This window comes from Longimicrobium sp., assembly GCF_036388275.1.
Classification (GTDB): Bacteria; Gemmatimonadota; Gemmatimonadetes; order Longimicrobiales; family Longimicrobiaceae; genus Longimicrobium.
In genome coordinates, this window is the sequence record NZ_DASVSF010000002.1 from 75,337 (window position 1) to 99,889 (window position 24,553).

General features: G+C 65.9%; 18 protein-coding genes, 1 pseudogene and 1 riboswitch. Of the genes and pseudogenes, 5 read left to right on the forward strand and 14 right to left on the reverse strand.

The features are described 5' to 3' along the window. Window positions 1-45: 45 nt before the first annotated feature. The 11 genes and pseudogenes from VF632_RS00400 to VF632_RS27990 form a co-directional block, all read right to left on the reverse strand. On the reverse strand, window positions 46-2,793 hold the full coding sequence (locus tag VF632_RS00400) for a DEAD/DEAH box helicase (RefSeq protein WP_331020854.1): 2,748 nt from the start codon (window positions 2,791-2,793) through the stop codon (window positions 46-48). Further along, window positions 2,790-4,553, reverse strand: coding sequence for a site-specific DNA-methyltransferase (locus VF632_RS00405; protein WP_331020855.1), 1,764 nt, complete (start codon window positions 4,551-4,553; stop codon window positions 2,790-2,792). Before VF632_RS00405 ends, VF632_RS00400 begins: the two co-directional genes overlap by 4 nt. Before the next feature lie 251 nt (window positions 4,554-4,804). Continuing rightward, window positions 4,805-5,044: a hypothetical protein gene (locus tag VF632_RS00410; RefSeq protein ID WP_331020856.1), complete on the reverse strand. Its 240-nt coding sequence runs from the start codon at window positions 5,042-5,044 to the stop codon at window positions 4,805-4,807. A gap of 534 nt (window positions 5,045-5,578) precedes the next feature. Further along, on the reverse strand, window positions 5,579-6,565 hold the full coding sequence (locus VF632_RS00415; protein WP_331020857.1) for a hypothetical protein: 987 nt from the start codon (window positions 6,563-6,565) through the stop codon (window positions 5,579-5,581). After that, the gene (locus VF632_RS00420) at window positions 6,562-7,008 is read right to left on the reverse strand and encodes a DUF6932 family protein (RefSeq protein ID WP_331020858.1); all 447 of its coding nucleotides are present in this window, start codon (window positions 7,006-7,008) and stop codon (window positions 6,562-6,564) included. The genes VF632_RS00415 and VF632_RS00420 overlap by 4 nt, the downstream gene beginning before the upstream one ends. Before the next feature lie 163 nt (window positions 7,009-7,171). Beyond that, window positions 7,172-8,941, reverse strand: coding sequence for an AIPR family protein (locus VF632_RS00425; RefSeq protein ID WP_331020859.1), 1,770 nt, complete (start codon window positions 8,939-8,941; stop codon window positions 7,172-7,174). Further along, window positions 8,941-11,814 (reverse strand): SNF2-related protein, encoded by a 2,874-nt coding sequence (locus VF632_RS00430; protein ID WP_331020860.1) that lies wholly within the window; start codon window positions 11,812-11,814, stop codon window positions 8,941-8,943. The genes VF632_RS00425 and VF632_RS00430 overlap by 1 nt, the downstream gene beginning before the upstream one ends. 205 nt (window positions 11,815-12,019) lie before the next feature. Next, window positions 12,020-12,955, reverse strand: coding sequence for a hypothetical protein (locus VF632_RS00435; RefSeq protein WP_331020861.1), 936 nt, complete (start codon window positions 12,953-12,955; stop codon window positions 12,020-12,022). 103 nt (window positions 12,956-13,058) lie between these two features. Next, on the reverse strand, window positions 13,059-13,916 hold the full coding sequence (locus VF632_RS00440) for an SPL family radical SAM protein (protein WP_331020862.1): 858 nt from the start codon (window positions 13,914-13,916) through the stop codon (window positions 13,059-13,061). Window positions 13,917-14,290: 374 nt separating this feature from the next. Beyond that, on the reverse strand, window positions 14,291-15,406 hold the full coding sequence (locus tag VF632_RS00445) for a DUF4268 domain-containing protein (protein WP_331020863.1): 1,116 nt from the start codon (window positions 15,404-15,406) through the stop codon (window positions 14,291-14,293). A 141-nt stretch (window positions 15,407-15,547) separates the two neighbouring features. Next, window positions 15,548-16,085 (reverse strand): annotated as a pseudogene (locus tag VF632_RS27990) (phosphomethylpyrimidine synthase ThiC); the annotation flags it as partial. Between the two features lie 248 nt (window positions 16,086-16,333). Here VF632_RS27990 and VF632_RS00460 point away from each other — a divergent pair. From VF632_RS00460 to lepB, 4 genes are all read left to right on the forward strand, one after another. Further along, window positions 16,334-17,395 carry a BF3164 family lipoprotein gene (locus tag VF632_RS00460; protein WP_331020865.1) on the forward strand — a complete coding sequence of 354 codons (1,062 nt, stop codon included), beginning with the start codon at window positions 16,334-16,336 and terminating at the stop codon, window positions 17,393-17,395. Window positions 17,396-17,718: 323 nt separating this feature from the next. Then, window positions 17,719-17,940: a hypothetical protein gene (locus VF632_RS00465; protein WP_331020866.1), complete on the forward strand. Its 222-nt coding sequence runs from the start codon at window positions 17,719-17,721 to the stop codon at window positions 17,938-17,940. Window positions 17,941-17,965: 25 nt separating this feature from the next. Continuing rightward, window positions 17,966-18,361, forward strand: coding sequence for a hypothetical protein (locus tag VF632_RS00470; protein WP_331020867.1), 396 nt, complete (start codon window positions 17,966-17,968; stop codon window positions 18,359-18,361). Next, window positions 18,321-19,058, forward strand: coding sequence for a signal peptidase I (gene lepB / locus VF632_RS00475; RefSeq protein ID WP_331020868.1), 738 nt, complete (start codon window positions 18,321-18,323; stop codon window positions 19,056-19,058). The genes VF632_RS00470 and lepB overlap by 41 nt, the downstream gene beginning before the upstream one ends. A gap of 158 nt (window positions 19,059-19,216) precedes the next feature. Here lepB and thiC read toward each other — a convergent pair whose 3' ends face one another. Next, window positions 19,217-20,968: a phosphomethylpyrimidine synthase ThiC gene (gene thiC / locus VF632_RS00480; protein WP_331020869.1), complete on the reverse strand. Its 1,752-nt coding sequence runs from the start codon at window positions 20,966-20,968 to the stop codon at window positions 19,217-19,219. A gap of 125 nt (window positions 20,969-21,093) precedes the next feature. Continuing rightward, window positions 21,094-21,196, reverse strand: a riboswitch (TPP riboswitch). Window positions 21,197-21,358: 162 nt separating this feature from the next. Between thiC and VF632_RS00485 the strand changes: the two genes are divergently transcribed. After that, window positions 21,359-21,916, forward strand: coding sequence for a hypothetical protein (locus tag VF632_RS00485; protein ID WP_331020870.1), 558 nt, complete (start codon window positions 21,359-21,361; stop codon window positions 21,914-21,916). A gap of 34 nt (window positions 21,917-21,950) precedes the next feature. Here the strand turns inward: VF632_RS00485 and VF632_RS00490 are convergent, their stop codons facing one another. Continuing rightward, window positions 21,951-23,189, reverse strand: a complete 1,239-nt coding sequence (locus VF632_RS00490; RefSeq protein ID WP_331020871.1) for a tetratricopeptide repeat protein — start codon at window positions 23,187-23,189, stop codon at window positions 21,951-21,953. After that, complete coding sequence (locus VF632_RS00495) at window positions 23,186-24,433, reverse strand: tetratricopeptide repeat protein (protein ID WP_331020872.1); 1,248 nt, start codon at window positions 24,431-24,433, stop codon at window positions 23,186-23,188. The genes VF632_RS00490 and VF632_RS00495 overlap by 4 nt, the downstream gene beginning before the upstream one ends. Between the last annotated feature and the right edge of the window lie 120 nt (window positions 24,434-24,553).

A 24,553-nucleotide genomic window follows, 5' to 3' on the forward strand; every position in this document is an offset into this window, starting at 1 on the left:
GAGCTGGGCCCGGAAGGATCGCGGGCCCGGCTTTGCCTCACGAGATCAACGGCCGGGCGCCCCCGCGTCCGCGGGGGCGGCAACCTCGTTCCCGCGGTGGCCGGTTGGTGCGGTCACCTGGGCGTACTGCCGGTCCAGCCACGAGAGCTGGATGTTCTGCGTTACGGCGCCGTGTGGAACCAGCAGGTACCGCCAGGGCTTTCCGGCGTACGTGGCCGTGTACTCCGAAGCCCGGCCGCACCACAGCACGGCCACGTCGCGCTTGGCGAGGACCTCGGCATCGTTCAGCTCGCTCTCCGCCTTCGTTTCGACCATGAGGATGGCGTCGTCCGTTTCGGCCACGAAGTCCGGCTGGTACTCCGCCTGCTCGTGCCCCCGCTTGTAGAACAGCTGAAACTGCCCACGCGCCGGACGAAACCACTTCAACGACTCCCGGTCCAGGATCACCGCCATCTGTCGTTCGGTCTCGCTGTCGAACTTCTGCACCGGGTACAGGCAGCGGGCGAACCCGCCGAACAGGTACTTCGCCATGTTGGCGCGGTCGCGCGGCGCCACGCGAAAGTCCTGCGTGGCGTCGTGGGCCTTGAAGGCGCTCTCCTTGAGCTCGGTCATGCCCGCGGTCACCCGCGTCTCGTACTCTACGTCTTCTTCCCAGTAGTGGTCCTGCATCTGCGCGTGCACGGCTTCCGCGATCCGGCGCGCGTGCCCCCGTACGATCTTCTCCACGTCATTCCGGGTGCGGGTGGCGCCCAGGTGGGCCACTACCTGCCCCGCCAGATCGTACAGCAGGTCGGCGTTCTCATCGTACGAGATGTCGTCTTGGTCGATCAGCTCCCGCACGATGTAGTTCTCCAGGCGCTCCTCTCCCGGGGCATCGGTGCCGGCATCCAGCGTGTGAACCTGGCCGGTGCGCATCTCCTGGATGTGGAGCGTCTCGTCGGGCACCTGCAGGTTCAGGCGGCGCAGGTCGAGCATGAAGGGGCGGAACCCCGTGCGGCGCTCGGCCGTGGGCAGCACCAGGATTCGCGGAATGCTGATGGTGCGGTCCGCCACCAGCTCGGCCGTGCGCGCCACGATGGCCGCCACGTCCACGGGCGCGGCAACGCCGTCCATCTCCAGCTGCGCGGGCTGGTATGCTTCGGTCACGGCCGCCTGGATGCGCGCCCGCACCTCGGGGTCGCGCAGGTGGTCGGTGCTGGGAAGCAGCGCGGGCTGGTTTCCCATGCCGCGGATGGCACGCCACGCAATCTGCGCCACCTGCAGTTCCTGCGGCGTGGCGAACGCGGGCGCCTCGGGGGCGGCGGCCACTTCGGTTGACGGTGTGGCCTGCGCGGGTGCAAGCCCCAGCTGCGACGCCAGCGTGGATTGCGAAACCACCGTCCGGCCCCGCTCCACCTCGCCGTCCTCGCCCAGGTAGTACTTCTTGAGCTGGATGATGGAGTCCGGCCGGCTCGCCTCGTCCACGATTTCCTGAAAGCGGTCATGCGCCACGATGCTCAGCCGGTCCAGCGACTCCTGCCCCGTGCGGCCGCCGTACGGCAGGCGCAGCCCGCGCCCGATGGACTGCTCGATGAGGATGCGGGCATTGGCCGCGCGCAGCGGAACGATGGTGTACAGGTTGGTGACGTCCCACCCTTCCTTGAGCATGTTCACGTGGATGACGATTTCCGTGGGCTCGTCGGCGTGCTCCACCCGCAGCAGGCGCTCCACCATCTGCTCTTCGGCGGCGCCGGTCTGACTGCTGTCCACCTGGATCACCCGTCCACGATAGCGGCCCTCGAGAAACGTGTCGGACTCGATCAGACGCAGGAGATCGCCCGCGTGGGTCGTGTCGCGGGCAATCACCAGCAGGAACGGCTTGACGATCTCCCTGCCCGTCTGCCGGGCGTACGTTTCCAGGTCTACCTTCACGCTCTCGTGCAGCCGGATGCCGTCTTCCAGCTTGATCCGCTCCAGCTGCTCCGGCGCCATCGCCCGCGCGTCGAAGTTGCGGCGGGTGACCACGGCCGGCTCCTTGACGAACCCGTCGGCCATGGCGCGGCCTAGCGGATAGTTTTGCACCACGTTGCGGAACGGCACCGGGCCCTTGCCCGTTTCCACGTACGGGGTGGCCGTGAGCTCCAGCCCCAGCACGGGCCGCAGCTCGTTGATGGCCCGCACCCCGGCCGAGGCGCGGTAGCGGTGCGACTCGTCCATCAGCAGCACCAGGTCCGGCAGCGCCGCCAGGTACGCGAAGTAGCTTTCGCCGATGTACTCCGAGAGCCGCTTGATGCGGGGCGAGCGGCCGCCGCGCACCTCGGAGGTGATCTTGGCGATGTTGAAGATGTTTACGCGGCAGCGGATGGTTTCGTCGAACAGCGTGGCGGAGCGGTTTTCGTACGTGTCGCCCGTGATGAGCTCCGGCGGGCTGGTGGCGAACTCGGCGATGCCCCGGAACACGTACTTGGGCGTGTTGGGGGTAAAGTCCGCGATCAGCTTGTTATAGACGGTCAGGTTGGGCGCCAGGACGAAGAAGTTGTCCTTGCCGTGCGCCAGGTGCAGGTAGCTGATGAAGGCGCCCATCAGCCGCGTTTTGCCCACACCCGTGGCCAGCGCAAAGCACAGCGACGGAAACTCGCGCTCGAAGTCGGTGAGCGAGGGGTACGCGGCCGCCACGGCCTGCAGCGCGGACTGCAGGTCCATGTCCTTTTTGAGCTCGATGCGGCCCGTGACGTCGTCCAGGATCTGCAGCGCCTCGCGCTGGGGCGCGCGCAGGCTCAGGCGCGAGGCGATGTTCGCGACGTGGCGGCTCATTCACCACCTTCCGCGCCGAACAGCGAGGGCTGCGTGTTCCGCCGCCGTGCGGGTCCGGGCTCCGGAGCGGCCGCCGGCTCCGCCGCCGCGGCGGGCAGGTTCTGCACGTTCAGGCTGTAGTCGTCGCGGCCCCATTCGCAGCGCGAAAGCACCTGCTTGGGGATCTTCTTGACCGTAAGGTTGGGATAGCGCGCGTCGTCGCCCCGGAACGCCGCGCACAGCACCAGCAGCGTGTGGTTGTCACCCACTTCGTCGGAAAGCTGCCCAAGCTGGTCCGGCCCAAGGTGCTGCGTGGTCACGTAGATGTAGTCGCTCTCGGTGGATCGCCCGTGCTGCCAATAGACGGTGTCGCTCGGGGCATAGGTAAAGCCCTCCAGCTTGCACATGGCCTCGGCGAGCATCGCCCCGTTGAACTCCGGGTTGATGACCATCTGGCCCCAACGGTCCTTTTGCAGCAGCGAAGGCGCGAGGCGGAAGTAGCGGAATCCGCCGCCGCCCTTCCAATCCACCGCCTTGGTGATGCCGCCGGGATCGTCGCCATCCACCACCTTGCGCATCCGCGGAATAATGTGCGTGTGGATGTGATCGCCCAACTCCACCATGATCCAGCGCCGTCCCATCTTGTGAGCAACGGCGCCCGTGGTGCCGGAGCCGGCGAAGGAGTCGAGGACCCAATCACCACTCTGAGTGGTGAGTTCAAGGATACGCTTTATGAGCGGCTCAGGCTTTTTCCCGTTCGGAAACTCTACCCCGCCCTCGTTGTGAAGATTATTCGAAAGTAAGTCATCCCAGATCGTAGAAAGTGCCTCGCCAGTGATATATCGACCATCCAGCATCTTGGTTTTCGAAGAGTAGAAAAGCAACTGTTCCCCATTCAAAAAGTAGTAATCTTCTTTCCCGTCCCTCCGGGATCGCACGACACGATCCGGCTGCTCTAGCGATTCCGCAAGGTACGCCCGCGCATCAGCATTGACATCCTTCGGTTGAACACGAGCGGTCCTCACTACACGTCGAGGATCGGCGAGCACAAACGACTCCAGCTCTGCCTCAAGTCGTGCGCCAAAAACATGTCGAAGTTGCCGTGCACTCACGTTCAGGCTTCTCGCAAATGCATTTGTAACAGTATCGAGCCGCCACTCGGCACAGGGATCGTCATAGTTGATGATATATCTACTGTACCGCTTGTCTCGGGCGGTCGGGACGAATCCCTTGTAGGATTTCCAGTATTCTTTATCTCGCGCGTACCACAGGACGAAGTTTGATGTAGTGACGACCCCTGGATTCGTCGCCTTTGGTCCTGATACGGAACTCTGTTTGAATGTGATGATCGAAACCCTGTTCGTACGCCCGAATATCTCGTCTGCGATAGCGATCAGATAACCCAATTCATTGTCGTCGATATGGATGAACAAGGAGCCGGCTCGGCCGAGAAGTACGTGTAGATACTTTAGGCGATCACGCATCAGCGACAGCCACAGCGAGTGCTCCATTCCGTCGTCGTAGTGCTCCAATGCCTGTTGAGTATTGAATGGGGGATCGATGTAGATGCACTGGATCTTTCCCGCGAACTCCTGCTCGAGCGCCTTCAACGCAAGCAGATTGTCCCCGAAGATCAGCCGGTTGTCGAAGTGGTCGCCCTCGGATACGCGCAGCGAAGCGTGGTAGGAGCGCTCCCGGTCCTCTAGCAGGATGCGGGGCTCCAGCTTCGGGCGGTTCTCCTTGCCAATCCAGGTCAGCTCCAGCTTCTGCTTGCGGCTCATCTCTTCGGGGCGTTGTGAAAAAGCGATACGTGGTGCCGGGCGGCGGAGGCAGCTACCTGGCGGTGCGATCCGTTCCGAAGCCGGCGTTCGCCCGCAATCTAGCGAACGACACAAGCGTTAGGGTGCGTGCGGGGCCCCGGCGCAGGACCTTCGTGCGCCGAAGCATGAACGGCCTCCGATCCCGTAGCCGATCTTAGCCTGCACCCGCGCTGTAGCCAAGCACCGCAACGAACGGATGGTGCAAGGCCGCATCAGCCGTGGTGACCGATACTCCGTTCCAGTGTGTCGGCGAGCGCAATCAGCTGTCGACCACGTTCGCGTGCTACACGCGCCACTGCGGCAATCCAGCCCGGTGGCGGCTCGCGGTAGTGGCGTGTGTCCGGGCTGAGCCGCGCGCGTTCGACGGAATTGACGTGCGAGCCACAAGCTTCTGCGATGTCAGCTACAGTAACCTTCTGGATCAGAAGGTCCGTCGCTTCCTTGAAGTTCAATGCGTCCCCACTGTCAGAATCAGCCTTGACAAAACTCCTGCTGTTAAATAGATTACTGACAGCAGGGCACAATACCAAGGCTGGCCGCTCTCCCGCCAAGAAGAATCGACCAGCCTCAACACGGAACGACCCAAAGGCCGCCCGCTCACCAAGCTGCTCTGCTGGACGGCCTGGGTCAATAGCCTGGAGGTAGAGTATGGAACAGCAGCAATCCCCGGCCTCACCCATGCGGCTCTGGAGATCCTGAAGGACAGGTTCGGAGCGCTGGAAGCGGGAGCGAACTCCTCGATCAAGCTCGCCCGCTACGCACCGGAAGACGAGCTGGCGATGGATCTGCTCGTCGCGGAAGCGGTGCTGGAGTTCGGCAGCAACCTGCGCGAGGCGCTCGACGCCACGATTGAGTGGGCGCGGGCGCGGGGGGTGGGACCCGTCGCGTGAGAATCACGCGGCAGCCGCAGAAAGGTCTGCGGCTGCCGTGATGCTCGTCAAAGGGATGCACGCGCCGCGACCCGTGCACCCGACCTCATTCTGCCACTACCCCCGCGGGATATCCTCCGATATTTCTCGCACGGTGATCGTATCCGGTGCGGAAGAGGAGATCAGCCCTCGGATCCTCACGTTCCTGTTCAATAGTCGCTCGGCGGAGCCCATCAATTCTTCGGGGACATGACATTTCAGGTCGATGACACCCTCCCCCCGCTCCCGCAGGATGACACGCCGCGCGTCCAAGTCAATCTCCCTGATCAGCCCGAACACCACTTCGTCGTCGATGCGACTCAGCATCTTTTCCAAGCCGCGCATACGCTCGCGACTCTCTGCCCCGAGCCGCACCGGGGAAGCAGAAGAAAGCATCGTTCCTAAAAACGTCACCGTTCGTACGGTGCTTCGCGGAGAAGGGGCGAGCCTGGCAGCAAAATGGGCCGCCACAGAAATCTCGTCCAATGTCATATCGCCGTCATGCGGCGGAGAGACGCTATTGGAGGTCGACCATTCCGCCACCGACAGCAGATGGCGGAGGGCTCGTTGCGGAAGTGGCTCTACGGCGTCCTCCTCGAACAGATCAGACTGGGCATCACCCTCTACAGGCAGCCGCAGGCCGACCCGAATGCTTCCCGGCGCAAGGGCCACAATATGCGGGTCCGTGGCGTCGAGCAGCCAAGATTGCGGCCTCCCGCCGCCTAATCTGAGTCGGCCCGATTCCAAAAACGCCGCCACACCGTAAACGGCCTTGCGGAAGTTGCCGAGCCACTCGGAAAGCAGGCGAGAGGAGATGTCTCGGGGCGAGATTCTCTCGCCTTCGAGGACCATCCAGAGCGGAACGGGTTCTGTCGTGGCGTCGATGCCAAGATAGGCATCGATCTCGGCACGAATTTCCAGGATGTTGGCGCGGTAATCTTCGGACATCGCCGCGAACAGCGCCGGGTTCTGCCTTTCAACGCGGGCGCGTAGTGCTGCCAGGGCGTTCTCGACACGCACGAGAGCGCCTCTCGCCTGCTCCAGCTGTGCGTGACTCTCGATCATAACACCACCTTCAGGTAGCCTTTTACGAGACCTGGCTGGTACTTCACTTCTCGAAAGAGAGCCAGGTACTCCGTGGCCGTCGAATCTCCATCGAAACCGAAGAAGAAGTCGAAATGGAAGTGTTTCCGGACGTAACGCTTCGAACGAGCGTTGTACCTGAATGGCGGTACTGGCGCGGTCAGGTCTACGTCATCCTTCAGGACCAACAGCAAGTCAACATCGCTCGGGCGCGACTTACCGGTCACGAACGAGCCGTCGACGATGAGGTACTTCCCGATCCCCACATTCCTCAACTCGTCGAAATAGGCAGCGAGTTCTTTCCCGAGCATCGGCCGGCGGTCGCTCTCCTGGAAACGGCCGAACCGCTCGATGACTTCCTCGATCGTACACTCGTGGACTCCCTCAGGGAGCAAACCGTCGGGAAGGAGTTGAGGAATCGGCATGAGCACAGACGGTGGAACGATCACTCCGAGACCAGCGAACAAACACCGAAAACAAACAGTAAACTCCGGATCACACAAGGGCAGTCAGGGATCACCTGCACGTGCCCCGATACCCGGCCAGCGCATCGATCTTGCGCTCTTCGCACGAGCGCCCGCGCGGCGCTCAGACGCGTGCCAGGCGCGCGAGGGTGGCCTCGCGCAGCCGCCTGCAGTCGGCGGGGTCCGAGAAGACGGTGCGAAAATGCCGAGGCGTCACGTACGCCTCCACCCCTTCGGCCACGTCACGGCTCACCAGCCCCAGGTCCTCGCAGGCGCTCCACAGCGCCTCGGCCGAACGGATGGTTTCGTCGACGATGGCGGTGAGCTGGTCCGCCGTGAGCGAAAGCTGCTCGGCCTGCTCCGGCCGCAGCCGCACGAAGATCACGGCGAGCACCACAGCCCGCGCGTTCTCGAAGAACGTTTTTCGCGGACCCGCGGCGGCGGCGCGCCCCTCCGCCTTCATCTGCCGCACGACCGCCCGCCGCGTCTGCACCGCGCGCCACACCGTGCGCGCCGAGCGGTCCGGGCGAAAGAGCCGCTGGTAGCGCGACGCATGCGGCGGCGCATAGACGGCTTCCGTGGAGTACAGGGCAGCCGGATCGCCCGTGGCCTTGGCGCACAGGTCCTGCTCACTGGTGCCGTCCCACTCCAGCGAAGCCAGGGCCAGGACGGCCTCCTGCACCGTGAAGTTGGCCGCGTCTTCCGTCGTTTGGTCCGCGTCGTCCTTGTAGTGGTAGCCCACCCCTTCCAACTGCAGGTGCGACGCAATGCGCGCCTGCTGGTCGTCCAGCGCCACGAAGTCGCGCGGCGCGATCTGGTTCTGAAAGTTGGTGCTCTGGGTGATGCGCCGCGCGAAATCGGCATCGTCCACACAACGCGCCAGCGACACGATCTTCAGGAACACGTAGCCGCCGTCCTCCGCTTCGGCCGCCGCCTTGGCAACGGATCCAAGCGTCTGGGCCCCGTTTACGATGGAGAACCCACGCACCCGCACCGTCTTGCGGCGCGGGTTGCCGATGTCGGCCGGGATCACCTGCAGGTCGTCGCAGTACGCCGTGAGCCCGTTGTTCAGGTAGAAGAAGTGGTGCGGCTCTTCGCGAAACGTGTCCACGATCCGCTGGTTCACGACCGTGTTGCCCTTGTATCCACGGATGTTGGCGGCCACCATGCGGCTGCCGTGCTCGCGGTACAGGTTCACCATGTCGGCCACCGCCACCCGCCCGTACACCGTTTCGTACGGCTCCTGCATCCACCCCGCGTCCAGCACCACGATCTCGGCCTCGGCCACACCCGGGCGCTGGTCGGCGCCCGTCACCCAGTCGTGCACCGTCGTCAGGCTGCAGCACACGAAATCCACGTAGTCGCGCACGGGGAACCGGCGCTTGACCGCATCGAACATCCGCCGCCGGTCTTCTGACACCACGTTCACGCCGGAGTACACCAGCACGCCGCGCACCTGCAGGGGACCGCGTCGAAAGAGCGCCTGCAGGGCGGGGATCACGGCGTTCCACCCTGCATTGCCGGCGAAGGCGTCGAACTCCTGGCTCAGCAGGTGCTCCACCCCGGTCTTGAACTTGGCGACGGAGCCCAGGTCCGGCTCACCGCGGCCGCTGCGCATGAACTTGCTCTGCACCACCCACAACGTGTCGGTGTTCGGCGAGTGAAACACCGCGTCAATTCCCGCGTCGCCGCTGCCGTCCACCACCGCCGCGGCGGCCTCTTCCGTGGTGCAGCCGGCCAGGTGGCGGATGGCGAACGCCGCCAGCGAGCGCGACAGGAAGTCCGTCTCGCGCTGCTCCGCCGAACCGGTCTGGCCGGGAGGAAGGTGCGCGGCGAACTCGGCCAGCAGCTGCTCGCGCACCTGCAGAAGCTCCAGCGGCGTGGGCTCCGGCATCAGCACACCTCCCAGCGCAGCACGAACTGCGTGGCCAGCGTGGCGCTCTGCACCAGCCTGCCCTCGATCTCGCTGATCAGCGTTTCGCGCTGCGCCTCGATCTGGTCCTGCGCGTCGAAAAGGGACCGCCGCTTTGCGTTGCGCTGCCCCTCCAGCTCCTTCACCCTTCGTTGTCCGGCCAGCTTCTCCTCCAGCGTCAGGGCGGCGGTGGCGGCGCGGCGCGCCTCCTTGATCTGCCGATCGATCTCCTTGATCTCGCGCTCCAGCCCCACTTTCAGGTCGTCGGCCCAGGCATCCAGCTTGGCCGCCTCGGCCTCGAACGCCTGTGCGTTGCGCAGCGACACGTCGCGCTGGTGCGCCGCGTGACGCTCCTCCGCCAGCACTGCCAGCGCGCCGGGAGCGTCCGCGGCCGGGGCCGTGCCCACGGCCGCCGCGCAACCGAACATCCGCCTGACCGCGTCGTCTTCCAGCACTACGCCGTCGTCGCGGAACCCGGCGAACACCAGCCGGTCCTCGGCCTGATCCAGCGCCTCGACGGTGGACAGGGAGAACGACAGCCAGCCGCGCCGGCCCACCAGGCTCTCCAGCAGGGTTACCTTGCTGGGAGACCCGGAGTAGTCGAACGAGACTTCGCGAACGGGTAGGTCGCGGCACAGGGCCCGCTCAAGAACGTGGTCCGCGAGCTCGTGGCCCAGGCGGTACGTGTGCGCATCGCCGGAGCGCCGGGGCAGTTCGTATAGGCCCAGGGGCACGCGCACGCCGTCGGGCAGTGACACCAGGCGGAACGCAGCTTCCGAAACGAACTCCGCGCGCCCGCCCAGCTCGTAGCGGGTAAGGTCCATCAGCAGCTCCTCGAAGCGCGAGCGCCAGTGCTCGGACTTCTCCTTGGCGGCCTGGAGCTTCTCCACAACCTCCTCGTCGAAGTTCTCCAGCAGCTTGCGGCGCGTGCTGCTCATCGCCTCGTTGATCTCGGTACTCAGCTCGCGCTGCAGTTGATCGAACGCTGCCTGGATCTCTTCCGGGGTGCGGCAGCGCTGATAGATGGCGGCGATGCGCTTCTCGAAGTCCACGCCGGATTCAAGCGCGCCAAGCACCTCGTCGCTGGAGCCAAAGACCCCCTTAAACAGCTGGAATTTTTCGTCCAGCAGCTCGAACACGCGCCGGTCCGCGGCGTTGTTCCTGTTAAGAAAGTTCACCACCACCACGTCGTGGCGCTGCCCGTATCGGTGGCACCGGCCAATGCGCTGCTCTATGCGCTGCGGGTTCCAGGGCAGGTCGTAGTTGATCACCAGCGAGCAGAACTGGAGGTTGATGCCCTCCGCGCCCGCCTCGGTGGCGATCATGATCTGCCCCTCCTCGCTCCGGAAGTAGTCCACCAGCGCCGAGCGCATGTCGGCCGTCCTGGATCCCGAGACACGATCCGTCCCTTGGTGCCGAACCAGCCAGTCCGCGTAGATCTTCCGTGACCGCTCGTCGGTGTTGGAGCCGTTGAACAGGACGATGCCGTCAGCGAACGGGCTGTCTGAAAGAATGCCCAGCAGGTAATCCTGCGTGCGGCGCGACTCCGTGAAGATGATGGCCTTGCGCGGACCCCCGCGTTCTGCGGCTACGCGAAATGCCTCGCCCAATGTATCGAGCAGCTTGCGTCCCTTGGCATTCTGTTCGATGGAGACGGCCAGAGACGTGAACGAGTCCAGCTCCCGTATCTCCGCCTCGATGGCGGCGCGGCTCGCGTGCGTCAGGGGCGCGTCGTCCGCATCAGCCGACCATTCCTCCGCCGTCTCGTCCAGTGCCTCGTAGTCCGCCTCCAGCTCCGCCTCGAAACCACCGCCGTCTGTCAGTGCTACACCCGCTAGCGCGAACTCGGCAAGCCGCGCCTTGAGCCGCTGCGACATCTTGGCCAGCGCTCCGGCAATGGCAAAGGTGGACGACGCCAGCAGCTTGCGGAGAACGAGCGTAATGAGGGTGCGCTGGCTGGCGGGAAGTGCCTGCAGGTTCTCCCGCGCCAGGTAGTCGGAAACCAGGGTGTACAGCTGGTCCTCGACTTCGTCGGGCGTGAACTCCTCCAGCAGCGGGAGGCGCTGCGTGAACGACACGTACGCGGTCACCTGCCGGCGAAGCGTGCGGTGGCACAGCGGCCGCAGCCGCTCGCGAAGCGAGCGGAAGGCCTGTTCCTGGCTCAGGTTGCCGAACTGTTCGCGAAAGCTCTTTACGTCACCGAACGCGTGCTCGTCGATGAAGCTCACCAGCCCGTACAATTCCAGCAGCGAGTTCTGCAGCGGCGTGGCGGTAAGCAGCAGCTTGTTGCGCCCGGCCAGGGCCTGCTTGAGCGTGTTCGCGATCTGGTTGGAGGGCTTGTAGACGTTCCGCAGCCGGTGCGCCTCGTCGATCACCACAAGATCCCACTGCACGGCCGCGACGGCCTCGGCCTTGGCCCGGGCGAACTGGTACGAGCAGATGACGACGGCCTCCTTCTGCCGGAAAGGATGGACGTTGCCGGTGCCGGAGATGGCGTTGAAGGACCGGGATTCCAGGATGATGGAGGGGAGAAAGAATTTTTCCGCGAGCTCCTGCGACCACTGCTTGCGCAGGTTGGCGGGCACGATGATCAGGATTTTCCGCTTGCGCTCCGCCCAGCGCTGCGAAATCACCAGCCCCGCTTCGATGGTCTTGCCGAGCCCCACCTCGTCCGCCAAGAGCGCGCCCTTGGAAAGGGGCGACTGGAACGCGAAAAGAGCCGCCTCCACCTGGTGGGGGTTCAGCTGCACCTGGGCGGCCGCCACCGTACCGGCCAGCTTCTCGATGACGTCAGGCGCGTGGCGCTGCTTCAGCTCCTGCGCAAAGAGCCTGGCGTGGTAATCGGTGAATTGCATGGACGTCGGGAAGGGCAAGGCCGTGCGGGCGGTGTACGGCGCGAACTCCGGTCAGGCGAAAGGCAAGCTACCCGCGCCATGCGCCCTCAGCAACGCGCCGTGCTCAGCCGGTTGTGCGGGTGCGACGGCCGGAACAGGCCGCGGCAGTCTGCCCGGCGAGAACTTGAACTGTGGCGCTGGACGTCCGTGTTCCCGCTCAGCACGATCATGAAGATCTGGGACGATAGACGCCGGAGGAAAACGTGTCGGTTGTGTAGTCCGGAATCCCGTCGCCCAAGCCGCCGTCGGGGCAGGCCCGCCGTGCATCCTGGTTGAGCCGCTTCCGAATGCCAAGGATCTGCGTCTGGGTGCCCTTGTGTGGTTGGATATCCACCTTTCTTCTATACTCTACCAGACCCGCCTTGGAGATCAATTCTTCGACGAAGCGTACTTTGGGTCCCTGCTGCACGCCATCGAATCCGCGATTGGGCGCAAGGAATATTGCGCATCCACCCGGCTTCAGGCGACCGTTGAAGAAGGTTGTTACCTCACCGACCTTCCGACTCCAGTCGTCTTCCTCCAGATAGTCGAACGTCGTGCTGCAGAGGATGAGGTGGTACTTGTCTGGGGCATAGTCTGCCTCTGCACCAATCCCACCTTGCAACCACCGTGTTTGCGCCAGTGGAAGACCGCTCTTCTGCTTCTGCTCCACGATTTTCTCGCCAGTCGAAATCATCTGGCCGGACGGCTCGAGGCAATCGATGGCGGTGCGTTGCGGGGCATCGGAGGGGTGCGCGTGGCTTATCCACGATGACAGTGCCATTGCTCCCGCCCCGGTCCCGGCTCCAATGTCGAGGACACGCCAGGGATCCGCCCATCCTTTTTCGAGTGCCGTGGCAACCTGCGGAAACTTCTCCAACGCCTCGTAAATCTGACTCACGCGCCGCATGTGGTACCAGAGTGCGTATGCCTCGCCCATCCGCGGCAGGTCATAGTCGCAGTTTTCTCCGCGCGAAAGCTTCAAAAGCTCCTGCGACGCGCGGGCCAGCTCCTGGTGGAACAGCGGGAGGCATCCCTGTTTCTCCGCCTCGTTGCGGCTTGACCACACGGCATCGGCAACTACGGTTTCGAGCTGAGCGAGCGACGCGGAAGAAAGCGGCATGCGACGTATCGGAACGGAGATGGATTACCAACAGATTCGGCCCACGCGAAACATGCGTAGGCCGAATAGATACGGACAATCGTAGAGCCGTGCAAGCTGCCGTTCACTCGGGCATAAAACCGTCCTGCCCTTCGTACAAGCCCGGAATCCGCTGCCTCAACTCGTGGAACGCCCTGCGGTAAGATTGCTCGTTCCACCTATATTCGGTCAGGATGTCGTTGGCCATCTGGCGGGTGCTGGCCGCGAACGGTCCGCGCGACGGCTTGAACGGCTGCGCAACGTACACGTCCGCTTCCAGCGCGGCCAAACGGTCGGCAAACCGGGCGGGGTCGCGAAGCGGCAGCATCGGCGTCACGCAAACACCTATGCGGATTCCCGCCCGTTTCACCTCCATCAGTGCCTCGAGCCGCCGGTCGTTCGAGGGACAGCGCGGCTCGAAACGCCTGCGGATCTCCTCGTCGTCGGTCGTAACCGTCATGTTCACCCGCACGTGAGGAAGGCGCGACAGGAGGTCCACGTCGCGCGCCACCAAGGGGCTCCGTGTCTGCACCACCAAGCGGGGCTGCCGTCCGGGCTGTGCCATCACCGCAAGCATTCCGCGGGTCAGCTCCAGTTCGCGCTCAACAGGCTGGTACGGGTCCGTTACCGAGCTCATGTAGATCCGTTTGCCCTGCAGTGCCCGCGCGCTCCCCAGCTGGTCCACCGCGTTGCGTTTCACCTCGACCCAGCGGCCCCAGTTTTCGCGGCGTTCCGGGGTGCTCGCGAAAAACGCCGCGTAGCAGTATGAGCAGCCGAACGAACAACCCACGTACGGGTTGAGCGTATAGTCGAACGCGGCCATGAAGCCCGTTGCCCGCGTCAGCACTTGGCGGGTGTCGAAGCTGGTTACCTCCGTGCCTCCCACGGAAGTGGGGATGACGGGAAGCGGTTGCGAGAGAAGGTCCAACTGCGAGGAAGTCATGACATCCTATACCGAGGTCCAGGCGAGTCCACCGAACGTCGCGGAACTGCCACGAACATCGTGAAGCTGCTTTCGTTCGGAAGCGTCCCCCCGACAGGCGCGGCCTTCTTTGCGCACGAGAGCATCTCCGGCCAAGGATTCTGCCCTGCATCGAATCTACCCGCGGGGCATGACTTGAACAACCGATCAGCAGAGCCGGTGCTCTTCCACCGGCAGGCACCTCGCCGCTGGGCTCGCGGAACTCCGCACGCGAGCCTGGATGGCGTCGCCGGTGGCCCAGCGTACCCGCGTCGTCGCGCACATCCTTGCGTGATCAACCCTCAGAATGAGCATTGGGGGGGTTCTCGGGCCGATCGTTCACCCACAAAAACGTGTCAGCGTGCGGGAAGCATCCGCACCGCCTCCAGCAGGGCCACACGGAATGTGCTGGCGAACCTCACCATCGTCGGGATCAGGAAGTCCGCCATCTCCCCCCACCGCTCCCGGTCATACAGGTTTCCTTCGCCCACGACTGCAATCCGGCATCCCTTCCCCTCGTCGTTTCGAAACCATTGGATGGGCGTGCCCATCGCCTGCTCAAACTCGGCCCGCCGGGCTGCAAGGGAGTCGAAAATTTGTTCGTTCTCCCATCGCTCTCGGTTGATGTATACCTCCACGCGCGACTCGTTGCGGATCGCGACCATGTTGAATGCGATCCCACTCGCGCCCGAGCCGGTCGAGATCCACGAGTCGGGTCCCGGGCTGGTTTTGCGAAAGAGGTCACTTTCTCCGTTCATCTTCTCGAGCAGGTAACCCCAGAACTCCCGCCGGACACGATGGCGATGGGGAACCTCCTTCTGCCGTACGGCATCTTCCTGCGTCTTCTCCGCCATGCCAATGATGTACTCCTCGGCGCCGCGTAGCGGGATGATCTGTTCCAAGCTCAAGAACATCTCGCCGGCAAGCGAATACACGGTCGCTTCGAAGCACTGCACCTGCAGCTTGTAGTTCATCAGCCAGAGCACCGTAGAAGTGACCTCCTTCCGGAAGTGCCCGGCGATGAGCATAATGCGCTGCGATACGCCCGGGTTGAGCTCCAGTTCCTCATACTCTGCCTGGAAGAACTCAGCAAGCCGCTCGGCGGCCGACGATCCCAAGGAGTGCTGATCAAGATATTGCTGAAAGATGCTGCGGATCTGTTCCTTGCTAAGGGAGGAGCAATATGATGCGTACTTCAAGGCCTGCCATGTAACATCTCGCCCGGAATCATCCAGCTTGTTCTCGATGATTACCAGATTTCCCCCCTTGTCGAGTGCGAGGAGATCCAGCCGTTCAGCGGTGTCCGCAAAACCGGAGAACTCCTTCTGAATGATCAGAAGTTCCTCGCCAAGGGCGACGGGATGGTTCGCGATCCACTCCTGCAGGTTCGAACGCTCCCGGAGGCCCAATTCGGAGAACGTTCGCGGTTGAAGCGGTTCGATCCGGTTGGTTGCGCGGTTGATCAGGTACATTGTAACTCCTCGTCACGCTCCAAACGATCCTGGGAATTCCTGCGCTCCCGCACCTGCGATGGTCGCCTGCGCGTGAGTGCAAAACCGGGGCGCGGAGCACTTTTGCTCCGCACTCCCGTTCACCGCCGACGCAAAGTTGAATCAATCCGCCCCGACCGGCTCCTCCGCGTCCTCCGCGTCCGCCGCGTCGATGCCGTCCACCGGCAGGTACACCTCGGCCCCGCGCTCGCGGAACTCGGCGGACTTGTCGGCCATGCCGGCCTCGATCTCCTTCTGCTTCGCTGCGTAGTCGCGCACGTCCTGCGTGATCTTCATGCTGCAGAACTTGGGACCGCACATGCTGCAGAAGTGCGCGATCTTGGCGCCCTCGCCGGCAGCGTCTCGTCATGGTAGCTGAGCGCCGTCACCGGATCCAGCGCCAGGTTGAACTGCTCGCGCCAGCGGAACTCGAAGCGCGCCTTGCTGATCGCGTTGTCCTACTCCTGCGCCCGCGGATGCCCCTTGGCCTGGCCCGCCGCGTGCGCCGCGATCTTGTACGTGATCACCCCCGCCTTCACGTCGTTGCGGTCGGGCAGCCGCCGGTGCTCCTTGGCCGTCACGTAGCACAGCATGGCCGTGCCGTATCGGCCGATCTGCGCCGCGCTGAATCAATGCTCGTGACGTGGTCCGCGCCTCGTGCGGCGCCGAGTGGACGCCGTGGCTCGAATTCGCGCGTGCGGCCAATTCCTGTACCGTTTTGGCCGGCGATTCCGGAATGCGTCGGCAATCCTGGCCGGGACCCTGCGTCCCGGAAATCAGAGCCGCGGCTCCGTGGCGCAAGGTCGGACGCCAGCGGAACGCACCTTTCAACACGACTCTTGACTTTTCCCCACTCCAGCCTAAAGTGTTTTTGCCAGCAGGAAAACCCCTCTTCCAGCCAGGTGACCCATGTACCGTAGGTGCCTCCTGATCAGCCTTGTGCTGGCGATTGCTTCCGGATGCGAACGGCGGAAGGAGCCGCACGATGGAGTGCATCCCCTTACCGGCCGGGTCCTCGCGACTGGCGATTACCTGGATCAGCCGGGGCACATGACCGTCGCCGGAGGGCGCCTGCTCGTTCTGGACCGCACGGCGCCGATGATCCACGTTTTCGGCCTTTCCGACGGAACGCGCCTGGGCTCGTTCGGGCAGAAGGGAGACGGTCCGGGGGAGTTCAGGTCCACGAGGGACGTGCAGGTGGACGTCCGCGACCCCCGGGATGTGTGGATCTACGACCTGTCGCTCCTGCGCATGACGCGAGTGCGTGTCGGGCAGGGGCCCCTTCCCGAGTTCCAGGAGATGGTGAAGCTGCACAACGGCGGGGGCGTTTATCTTCACCCCGCGTGGCTTACCGACACGACCCTCGCCGTTTCCGCGATCGCTCCGATGCACCCGCAGGGCCGCCTGCTCCTCACGCGGCGGACGGGAGAGGTGATCCGCACCATCGGACAGACGCCGCGCCATCCGGACGCGGCGTCCATTCCCACGACGGTGCTCCAGCACGCGTATGAAAGCTACGTAACGGTACGCCCTGATCGGGCGCGGTTCGCGACGGCCACGCGGCAGGCCGACCGGCTGGAGATCTACCGCGCCGACGGCACTCAGCTGGCCCAGGTCGCCGGGTCCACCGGATTTCTGCCGGTGTTCGAGGTCAACCAGCGCGCCGAAGGCGTGTCCATGGCTCTCGGCGGCGAGGTGCGCGCCGGCTATGTGGACCTGGAATCCAACGACGACCGCATCTACGCCCTGTTCTCCGGGGTGCGCATGGGCGATGATCCGCAGCAGGCGTTCTTCGGCCGCGAGGTCCACGTCTTCGACTGGAACGGCAACCTGCTGGCGCGGCTGAAGCTGGACGCGCCCGCACTCACCATCGCCGTTGCACCCGACGAAAAGCAGATGTTCGCGATCCGCCACGACCCCGAGCCGTCGGTCGTGCGGTACGATCTCCCGCAGCCGCTGCCCGGCGGCTGACCCTTCGGCCGGAACGCGTCCGGCCGATTCCCTCTCTCCGTGGAGGTAAGCGACATGCTCAACCGACTCTCGTTGGCGGTCCTGCTCGGGACCGGCGGATCCGTCGGCGTCCTCGCGCCCGTTTCAGTCACGGAAGGCGGTGGCCTATCCACCGCAGTGGCGGAGTGCGCCACCTGCTGCGCTCAACCGGACGCCACGTGCGTGATCTGTGGGACGGAGAGTTGCGTCGCGAATTCAAACTACTACGAAGGCAAGGTAGGCCCCGGCGGCTGCGGCGGAGTGAAGACCTGAGGCCCCCATTTTCAACCTGGAGATTTGTGCCCATGAGAATCCCGAAGCTTCGCGGCACGATCGCTCTCTCCGCCTTTGCCGCCGCAGCGCTCCTGGCGCCGGTGCGGTTCTCGACGGCGGAAGCCATGATCCCCGCCACGGCGGAATGCACCACGTGCTGCTCGGCTGCAGGCCAGCTCTGCGTCGTCTGTGCCCAGGCGTGCCTAACCGTCGCGGACTCGTACGACAACGGCAACGGTCCCTGCCCGAGTTAGGGCGCCGCGATACCAGGAGAAGACGGTGATCAAGCAGCTTCTACTCACGCTTGTGCTCGCGGCGTATCCCGCCGCGACCGCCGCGCAGCACGCGCGCGCGGATGTCACGCCCGTTCGCCGCGACCCGGGCATTACCCTTACGGTGGCCGGGCACCTGCTGGCCAGCCCGCGGGGCGTGCTGATGTTCCCGGTTCCCCTCCTGGAGCGGCTCTCCGCCGATGGCGCCCTGCTGTCGGTGGACACCGCTCCGGTGGACGGACGCATCGTCGTGCAGGTGCGCTTCGAGTTCGCGGAGCTGGAGGAATTCCGGCGGTGGTATGCGGACGAGCGAACGGTTCGGCTGATGGAGGAACTCCGCGCGATCACGATGGGGGGATCCTTTGAAACGTTTATTTCGTACCGCCGCGCGCCAGCCCGCTGACACGCGGCGGTACGGCCGCGGGTGGGTTCGCGCGACCGTCGCCACATTCGGGGCGGTCGTGCTTGCCCGCACGTTCGCGGTGCAGGTGTACGGCATCAGCAGCCCCAGCATGCGGAACACGTTGCACCCCGGGGATTACGTGATCACCAGCGGGCTGCCGTTTGGGACGGCGATCCCCGGCACTCGCTGGTCCACGCCGCGCTTCCGCGATCCGCGCCGCGGCGAAGTGGTGGTGTACGGTGAGAAGCCCGGCGATCCTCCGGCGCGCATCATCAAGCGCGTAATTGGCGGCCCGGGTGACACGGTGCGGATGGTGGACGGCAGGGTTATCCGGAACGGGCGAACGCTCGATGAGCCGTACGCCTCGCCCATCCTGCTCGACGACGAACCGCTCGCGTTCGACGGGCCGTACGGGGTAGCGTGGCACCTCGCCGCCCTTCCGGCTGGAGTCTCGGCAACGGGCTACAGGCCGACGCGTGATCGGTGGGGGCCCCTGGTCATCCCGCCAGGGCACTACCTGCTGCTGGGCGATGATCGTGACGGGTCGCGAGACTCACGCTACACGGGCTTCATCGCCCGCGAACAGATTCGCGGCAAGGTGTACCGCATCTACTACTCCGTCGCACCGCAAAAGAACCGCTTCCCGCGTGCGCTCACGGCGGCTCGCTGGAGCCGGATCGGTGATCGCGTGGACTAGGACGCGATCGAATTCATCGTGCGTCCGTCACCACGCATCCAGGCTCACGCTTGCCCGGTGGGCCGATCTCGCCGTGAACGTTCTCGGGTGTCACCAACGCAGAAGAGGAGCACCATCGGTGCCGGTGCTCCCCTCTGCTTCGCATCGCCCTTCCGAGGTTAATCCGCCGCGACCGTCTCCTCCGCGTCCGCCGCCACGATGCCGCCCACCGGCAGGTACACCTCCGCGCCGCGCTCGCGGAACTCGGCAGACTTGCCGGCCATTCCCGCCTCGATCTCCTTCTGCTTCGCGGCGTAGTCGCGCACGTCCTGCGTGATCTTCATGCTGCAGAACTTCGGGCCGCACATGCTGCAGAAGTGCGCGATCTTGGCGCCCTCGGCCGGCAGCGTCTCGTCGTGGTAGCCGAGCGCCGTCACGGGGTCCAGCGCCAGGTTGAACTGGTCGCGCCAGCGAAACTCGAAGCGCGCCTTGCTCAGCGCGTTGTCCCACTCCTGCGCCCGCGGGTGCCCCTTGGCCAGGTCCGCCGCGTGCGCCGCGATCTTGTACGTGATCACCCCCGCCTTCACGTCGTCGCGGTTGGGCAGCCCCAGGTGCTCCTTGGGCGTCACGTAGCAGAGCATGGCAGTGCCGTACCAGCCGATCTGCGCCGCGCCGATGGCACTGGTGATGTGGTCGTAGCCCGGCGCGATGTCCGTCGTCAGCGGCCCGAGGGTGTAGAACGGCGCCTCCCCGCACCACTCGAGCTGCTTGTCCATGTTTTCCTTGATCAGGTGCATGGGCACGTGCCCCGGCCCCTCGTTCATCGTCTGCACGTCGAACTCCCAGGCGATGCGGTTCAGCTCGCCCTGCGTGCGCAGCTCCGCGAACTGGGCCTCGTCGTTGGCGTCGTAGATGCTGCCCGGCCGCAGCCCGTCGCCCAGCGAAAAGCTGACGTCGTACGCCCGCATGATCTCGCAGATCTCGCGGAAGTGCGTGTACAGAAAGCTTTCGCGGTGGTGCGCCAGGCACCACTTGGCGATGATCGACCCGCCGCGTGATACGATGCCCGTCAACCGGTTCGCGGTCATCGGCACGTAGCGCAGGAGGACGCCGGCGTGCACGGTGAAGTAGTCCACGCCCTGCTCGGCCTGCTCGATCAGCGTGTCGCGGTACAGCTCCCACGTCAGCTCCTCGGGCACGCCGCCCACCTTTTCCAGCGCCTGGTAGATGGGCACCGTTCCGATGGGAACGGCGGAGTTGCGGATGATCCACTCGCGCGTTTCGTGGATGTTCCTGCCCGTCGACAGGTCCATCACCGTGTCGGCGCCCCAGAGCGTGGCCCAGCGTAGCTTCTCCACCTCTTCGTCGATGGAGCTGCTGACCGCCGAGTTCCCGATGTTGGCGTTCACCTTCACCTTGAACCCGCGGCCGATGATCATCGGCTCCAGCTCGGGGTGGTTGATGTTGGCCGGGATGATGGCCCGCCCGCGCGCCACCTCCGCTCGCACGAACTCGGGGTCCATCCCCTCGCGCAGCGCCGCGTACTCCATCTCGGGGGTGATCTCGCCGCGCCGCGCGTAGTGCATCTGCGTCACGCACCCGGTGCCGCGCAGGGTGGGACGCGCAAGCGACTCGGGCATTTCGATGGACGGCTTTCCATCCACCGGCCGGTACGTGCGCTCCGCGTTCTCGACGTCGCCGCGCGCGCGGATCCACTCGCCGCGGACGGGGGGGAGTCCCAGCCGAACGTCCACGTCGAGCGGGCCGCTGGTGTCGTAGACGCGCAGGGGCGGCTCGCCGCCGGAAAGCGAGATTTCGCGCATGGGCACGCGCACGCCGTGGCGCCCCTCGACGTACACCTTGCGGCTGTTGGGGAAGGCGTCGCCGTAGTCGCCGGCGGTGGGGGTCTGGGGGCGGGCTCGGTCGATCATCTGGGGCTCCTGGAGTGCGGCAACGAAAAAGGCGCCACGCCGGGGAATGCCCGGGTGGCGCCTGCGACCGCATCATCCCCCCGTCCGGTCCGTGGCGGGCCGGGTGCGGCGGATGGGAACCGTCGATGGACGACACGCCGCGCTCCCTACGCCGGTGTGAACCGGATCAGGTTCCAAGGGACTGTCTCAACCCCGCTGATTCGCAGCGAAGTACCCCTGGCGGCTTGCGTTTTCAAGGTAACGGAGCGCGGGGCGCCAGGCCAGTGCGCTCCGTTGGCGCGGCGAACCTCCAGGGCACCGGGTCATCCTACCCAAAGGCCACCCACGCGCGTTCTGCTACGTTGGTTTCAGACGGAGCCCATTCAACTCATCTCGACCGCACGAACATCCATGCCGATGCACACCCTGAAGTCCCTGCTGATGATGGGGATCGTTTCCCTGGCCGCCTGCGCTGAGTCCACCTCGCCTCAGCACGATGACGGCGTTGGCCGCGTGGAGTTTTCGTACACCAGCGCCAACTCGCCGGTGAGCGGCTCGTTTGCCGCCGAGGGCGCGCACCCCGCGGACACGGAAACCGGCACCTGGGCCGCCGCCGTCACCGACCAGGCCGACGCGATGGTCGTCGCGCGGCGGCAAAGCGGGGGCGTGCACGACCAGGCGATCATCTTCATCCCCGGCGGCACTACGGGCACCAGCGCCATCGTGCCCGACTGCGACGATTCGTGCGCCGCCATTTCGGTAGTCGTGCACCAGAGCATCGGCGGCACGGTGCGGGAGTACCAGTGCGTCATCAGCCAGGGCACAGTAAGCGTGTCCACCCTGACGTCCGGGCGGATCAAGGGTACGTTCAGCGGCACGGGTTCGTGCCAGTCGCCCCACGACCCCAACCAGCCGGCGCTCAGCATCACCCAGGGCACCTTCGACGCGCCGTTCGTCTCCCCAGAGTAGCCCGGTGCGCAGGGCGGCGGGTGCGGACGGGCGGTCAGCCGCGGCGGGGCAGGAACTCGGTCAGGAGGTGGGAGAAGGCGAGGCCGCCGACGGTGATCCCCACCCAGGTGCCCGCGGCGTCCGCCTTGCGCGCGTGGTGAAGCACGGCGATCACACCGGGGACGGTCATCAGCACGACGTACGCCGCGTACGCGGCGCGTGGCCAGCCAGGGGCAGGCTGCTCGATCCCCATCACCGGAATGGTGAAGAGCACCGCGAGGATGGCCGCCATCCCGATGCCGGGCGGCGCGCCCATCGTCCAGGCGATGCCGAGAATCGAACCTGCCAGCAGCAGCACGCCGACCAGGATGGCCACCGCCCGCGCCGAGCGGTCCAGCAGCGTGCGCCCGGCCGGGTCGCGCAGAAGCACCAGGTCGGCCAGGGGACGAGCGGCCCACGTGAACACCGCCACCGCGGCGATGATGGACTGGAGCATCAGCCGCAGCCAGACGGGCTCCACGAGCGCCGCGTACGCCAGCAGTGCGACGGACACCGCGACGGCCACCCACTTCATGTTCGGCTGAAGCCAGTAGAACCGCAGCGCGACGGGCAGGAACACGCGATACAGCGCGTTCCGCGCCCGCATCGCCTCCAGCAGCCCCACGCGCGGCCCGCGCTCGTCCGGGTCCAGCCGCAGCGACGTGCGAAAGTGGCCGATGGCCGCGTCCGGGTCGCGGCGGCGCAGGGCGGACCACCCCGCGTTCGCCTGCACGGCGTTGTTCTCCGGCGCCCGCTCCAGCGCGCGTGCGAAGTCCGCCTTCGCTTCAGCGTGGCGTCCCAGGCGCGAGCGCAGAGTGCCGGCCGTCATCAGCACGCGGGGGTCGTCGGGCGCCACGGCCAGGGCGCGCTCCGCGAACTCCAGCCCCTGCGGCAGCCAGTCGCGGCGCGCCATCAGCTCCGCCATGTGCACCAGCAGCTCGGGCATCTCGGGCGCCAGCGACAGTGCGGTGCTGCCCGCTTTCCTGGCGTGCTCCCACGTCCCGCGGCGGGCGGCGACCAGCGAGAGTGCGTACCAGGTGAAGGGCGTGGTGGGCTCGTGCAGGGTGGCCCGGATGGCCGTGTCCATGGCCTCCACCGCACGGGCCGGCTCCTCCGCCAGGCACAGGGCCAGGTATCCGTGCATCACCCCGTTCTCCGGCTCGTCGCCCAGCGCGCGGCGCAGCTCCTCTTCCGCCAGCCGAAAGCGGCGGCGGTCCATCAGCAGCTGTGCGCGGGCAAGGCCGGGGTGGCTCACCGGCGCCCCGGCAGGTACTCGGCCAGGACGTCGGCGTACAGCAGTCCGGCGGCGGAGGCCATCAGCCACAGCACCGCGTCGTCCTGGCGCTGGGCGAACCGGAAGAGGGAGATGATGGCGAAGACGGCGAGCAGGCCCACGATGGCGCCGAACACCATGCGCTGCCGCCCGGGACGCGTTCGTGGCGCGGTCGACAGGGGAATGGTGAACTGCACGGCGAGGATGGCGGCCAGCGCGACGGCGCCCGACGGGCGCAGCTGGTGCGCGACTCCCAGGGCGGCCGCGACGGCCAGGAGTGCCGCCGTCCCCACGGCCGAGGCCTTCCGCATGGGATCGAGCGCCTGGCGCCCCTCCGCGCTCCGCAGCAGGAGCAGGTCCGCCAGCGGCGGGGCCGTCCAGATGAGGACGGTCAGGGTGAGGACCGTCACCTGCAGCGCCAGCAGCGGCAGGGGAGGGAGAACGTCGAGCGACACGGCGAACAGGATCATGAACGAGAAGGCCACGGCGACCCACTTGAAAAAGGCGGGGAGCCGCTGCAGGCCCAGCGACAGGCGAAGGTAGAAGCCATACGCGGGGTTCCGCGCCCGCATCGCCTCCCGCAGCCCGCGCTGCGACCTGGGTTCCTCCGGGTCCAGCCGCAGGGAGGTGCGGAAGTGCCGCACCGCCGCCTCGGCATCGCCCCGGCGCAGCGCCGCCCACCCGGCGTTGGCCTGCACCGCCTTGTCGTCCGGCTCCAGCGCCAGCGCGCGGTCGAAGTCGGCGCGGGCCCGGTTGTGCAGCCCCATGCGCGACCGCAGCGCGCCGGCCGTCATCAGCGCGTTCGCGTCGTTGGGCGCGATCTCCAGCGCGCGTTCGGCCAGGCGGAGCGCCGCGCGGTACCAGCCCCTTTCCAGCAGCAGCGCCGCGCCGTTCAGCAGGAGCAGCGTCGTGCGTGGGGCCAGCGACAGCGCGGTGGCCGCCGCGAGCTCCGCCTCGTTCACCTTTCCGCAGCGCTCCGCTACCCGCGCCAGCGCGTGCCACATCGTGGCGTCGTTGGGCGCGTACGCAACGGCGGCCTTCGCCGCCGCCAGGGCCTGGGCGGCGCGTGCCGGCTCCTCGACCATGCACAGGGCCAGCTGCGCATGCATCATCGCGTTTTCCGGCTCGTCGGCCAGTCCGCGGCGCAGCTCCTCCTCCGCCAGCCGAAAGCGGCGTTGGTTGATCAGCAGCTGTGCGCGGGGGAGGGCGGGGTGCCTGGTATCCATGAGGCGAAAGTACGTGGGGCGCGGCACTCCGTCCATCGCCGCGGCGGGGTTTACGGGAGGTTTTTCGGGGAGAAAGAATCGTTGGCATCTCATCCGCCTCCACCCCCGATCGACCGGAGC

Excerpts from the sequence above, each read along its gene's own strand:
- VF632_RS00465 (WP_331020866.1), top strand. The coding sequence starts at position 17,719 with ATGAGAATCCCGAAGCTTCGCGGCACGATCGCTCTCTCCGCCTTTGCC.
- thiC (WP_331020869.1), bottom strand. The coding sequence starts at position 20,968 with ATGATCGACCGAGCCCGCCCCCAGACCCCCACCGCCGGCGACTACGGC.
- VF632_RS00435 (WP_331020861.1), bottom strand. The coding sequence starts at position 12,955 with ATGCCGCTTTCTTCCGCGTCGCTCGCTCAGCTCGAAACCGTAGTTGCC.
- VF632_RS00485 (WP_331020870.1), top strand. The coding sequence starts at position 21,359 with ATGCCGATGCACACCCTGAAGTCCCTGCTGATGATGGGGATCGTTTCC.
- VF632_RS00440 (WP_331020862.1), bottom strand. The coding sequence starts at position 13,916 with ATGACTTCCTCGCAGTTGGACCTTCTCTCGCAACCGCTTCCCGTCATC.
- VF632_RS00420 (WP_331020858.1), bottom strand. The coding sequence starts at position 7,008 with ATGCCGATTCCTCAACTCCTTCCCGACGGTTTGCTCCCTGAGGGAGTC.
- VF632_RS00430 (WP_331020860.1), bottom strand. The coding sequence starts at position 11,814 with ATGCAATTCACCGATTACCACGCCAGGCTCTTTGCGCAGGAGCTGAAG.
- VF632_RS00425 (WP_331020859.1), bottom strand. The coding sequence starts at position 8,941 with ATGCCGGAGCCCACGCCGCTGGAGCTTCTGCAGGTGCGCGAGCAGCTG.
- VF632_RS00445 (WP_331020863.1), bottom strand. The coding sequence starts at position 15,406 with ATGTACCTGATCAACCGCGCAACCAACCGGATCGAACCGCTTCAACCG.
- VF632_RS00405 (WP_331020855.1), bottom strand. The coding sequence starts at position 4,553 with ATGAGCCGCAAGCAGAAGCTGGAGCTGACCTGGATTGGCAAGGAGAAC.
- VF632_RS00415 (WP_331020857.1), bottom strand. The coding sequence starts at position 6,565 with ATGATCGAGAGTCACGCACAGCTGGAGCAGGCGAGAGGCGCTCTCGTG.
- VF632_RS00400 (WP_331020854.1), bottom strand. The coding sequence starts at position 2,793 with ATGAGCCGCCACGTCGCGAACATCGCCTCGCGCCTGAGCCTGCGCGCG.
- VF632_RS00495 (WP_331020872.1), bottom strand. The coding sequence starts at position 24,433 with ATGGATACCAGGCACCCCGCCCTCCCCCGCGCACAGCTGCTGATCAAC.
- VF632_RS00460 (WP_331020865.1), top strand. The coding sequence starts at position 16,334 with ATGTACCGTAGGTGCCTCCTGATCAGCCTTGTGCTGGCGATTGCTTCC.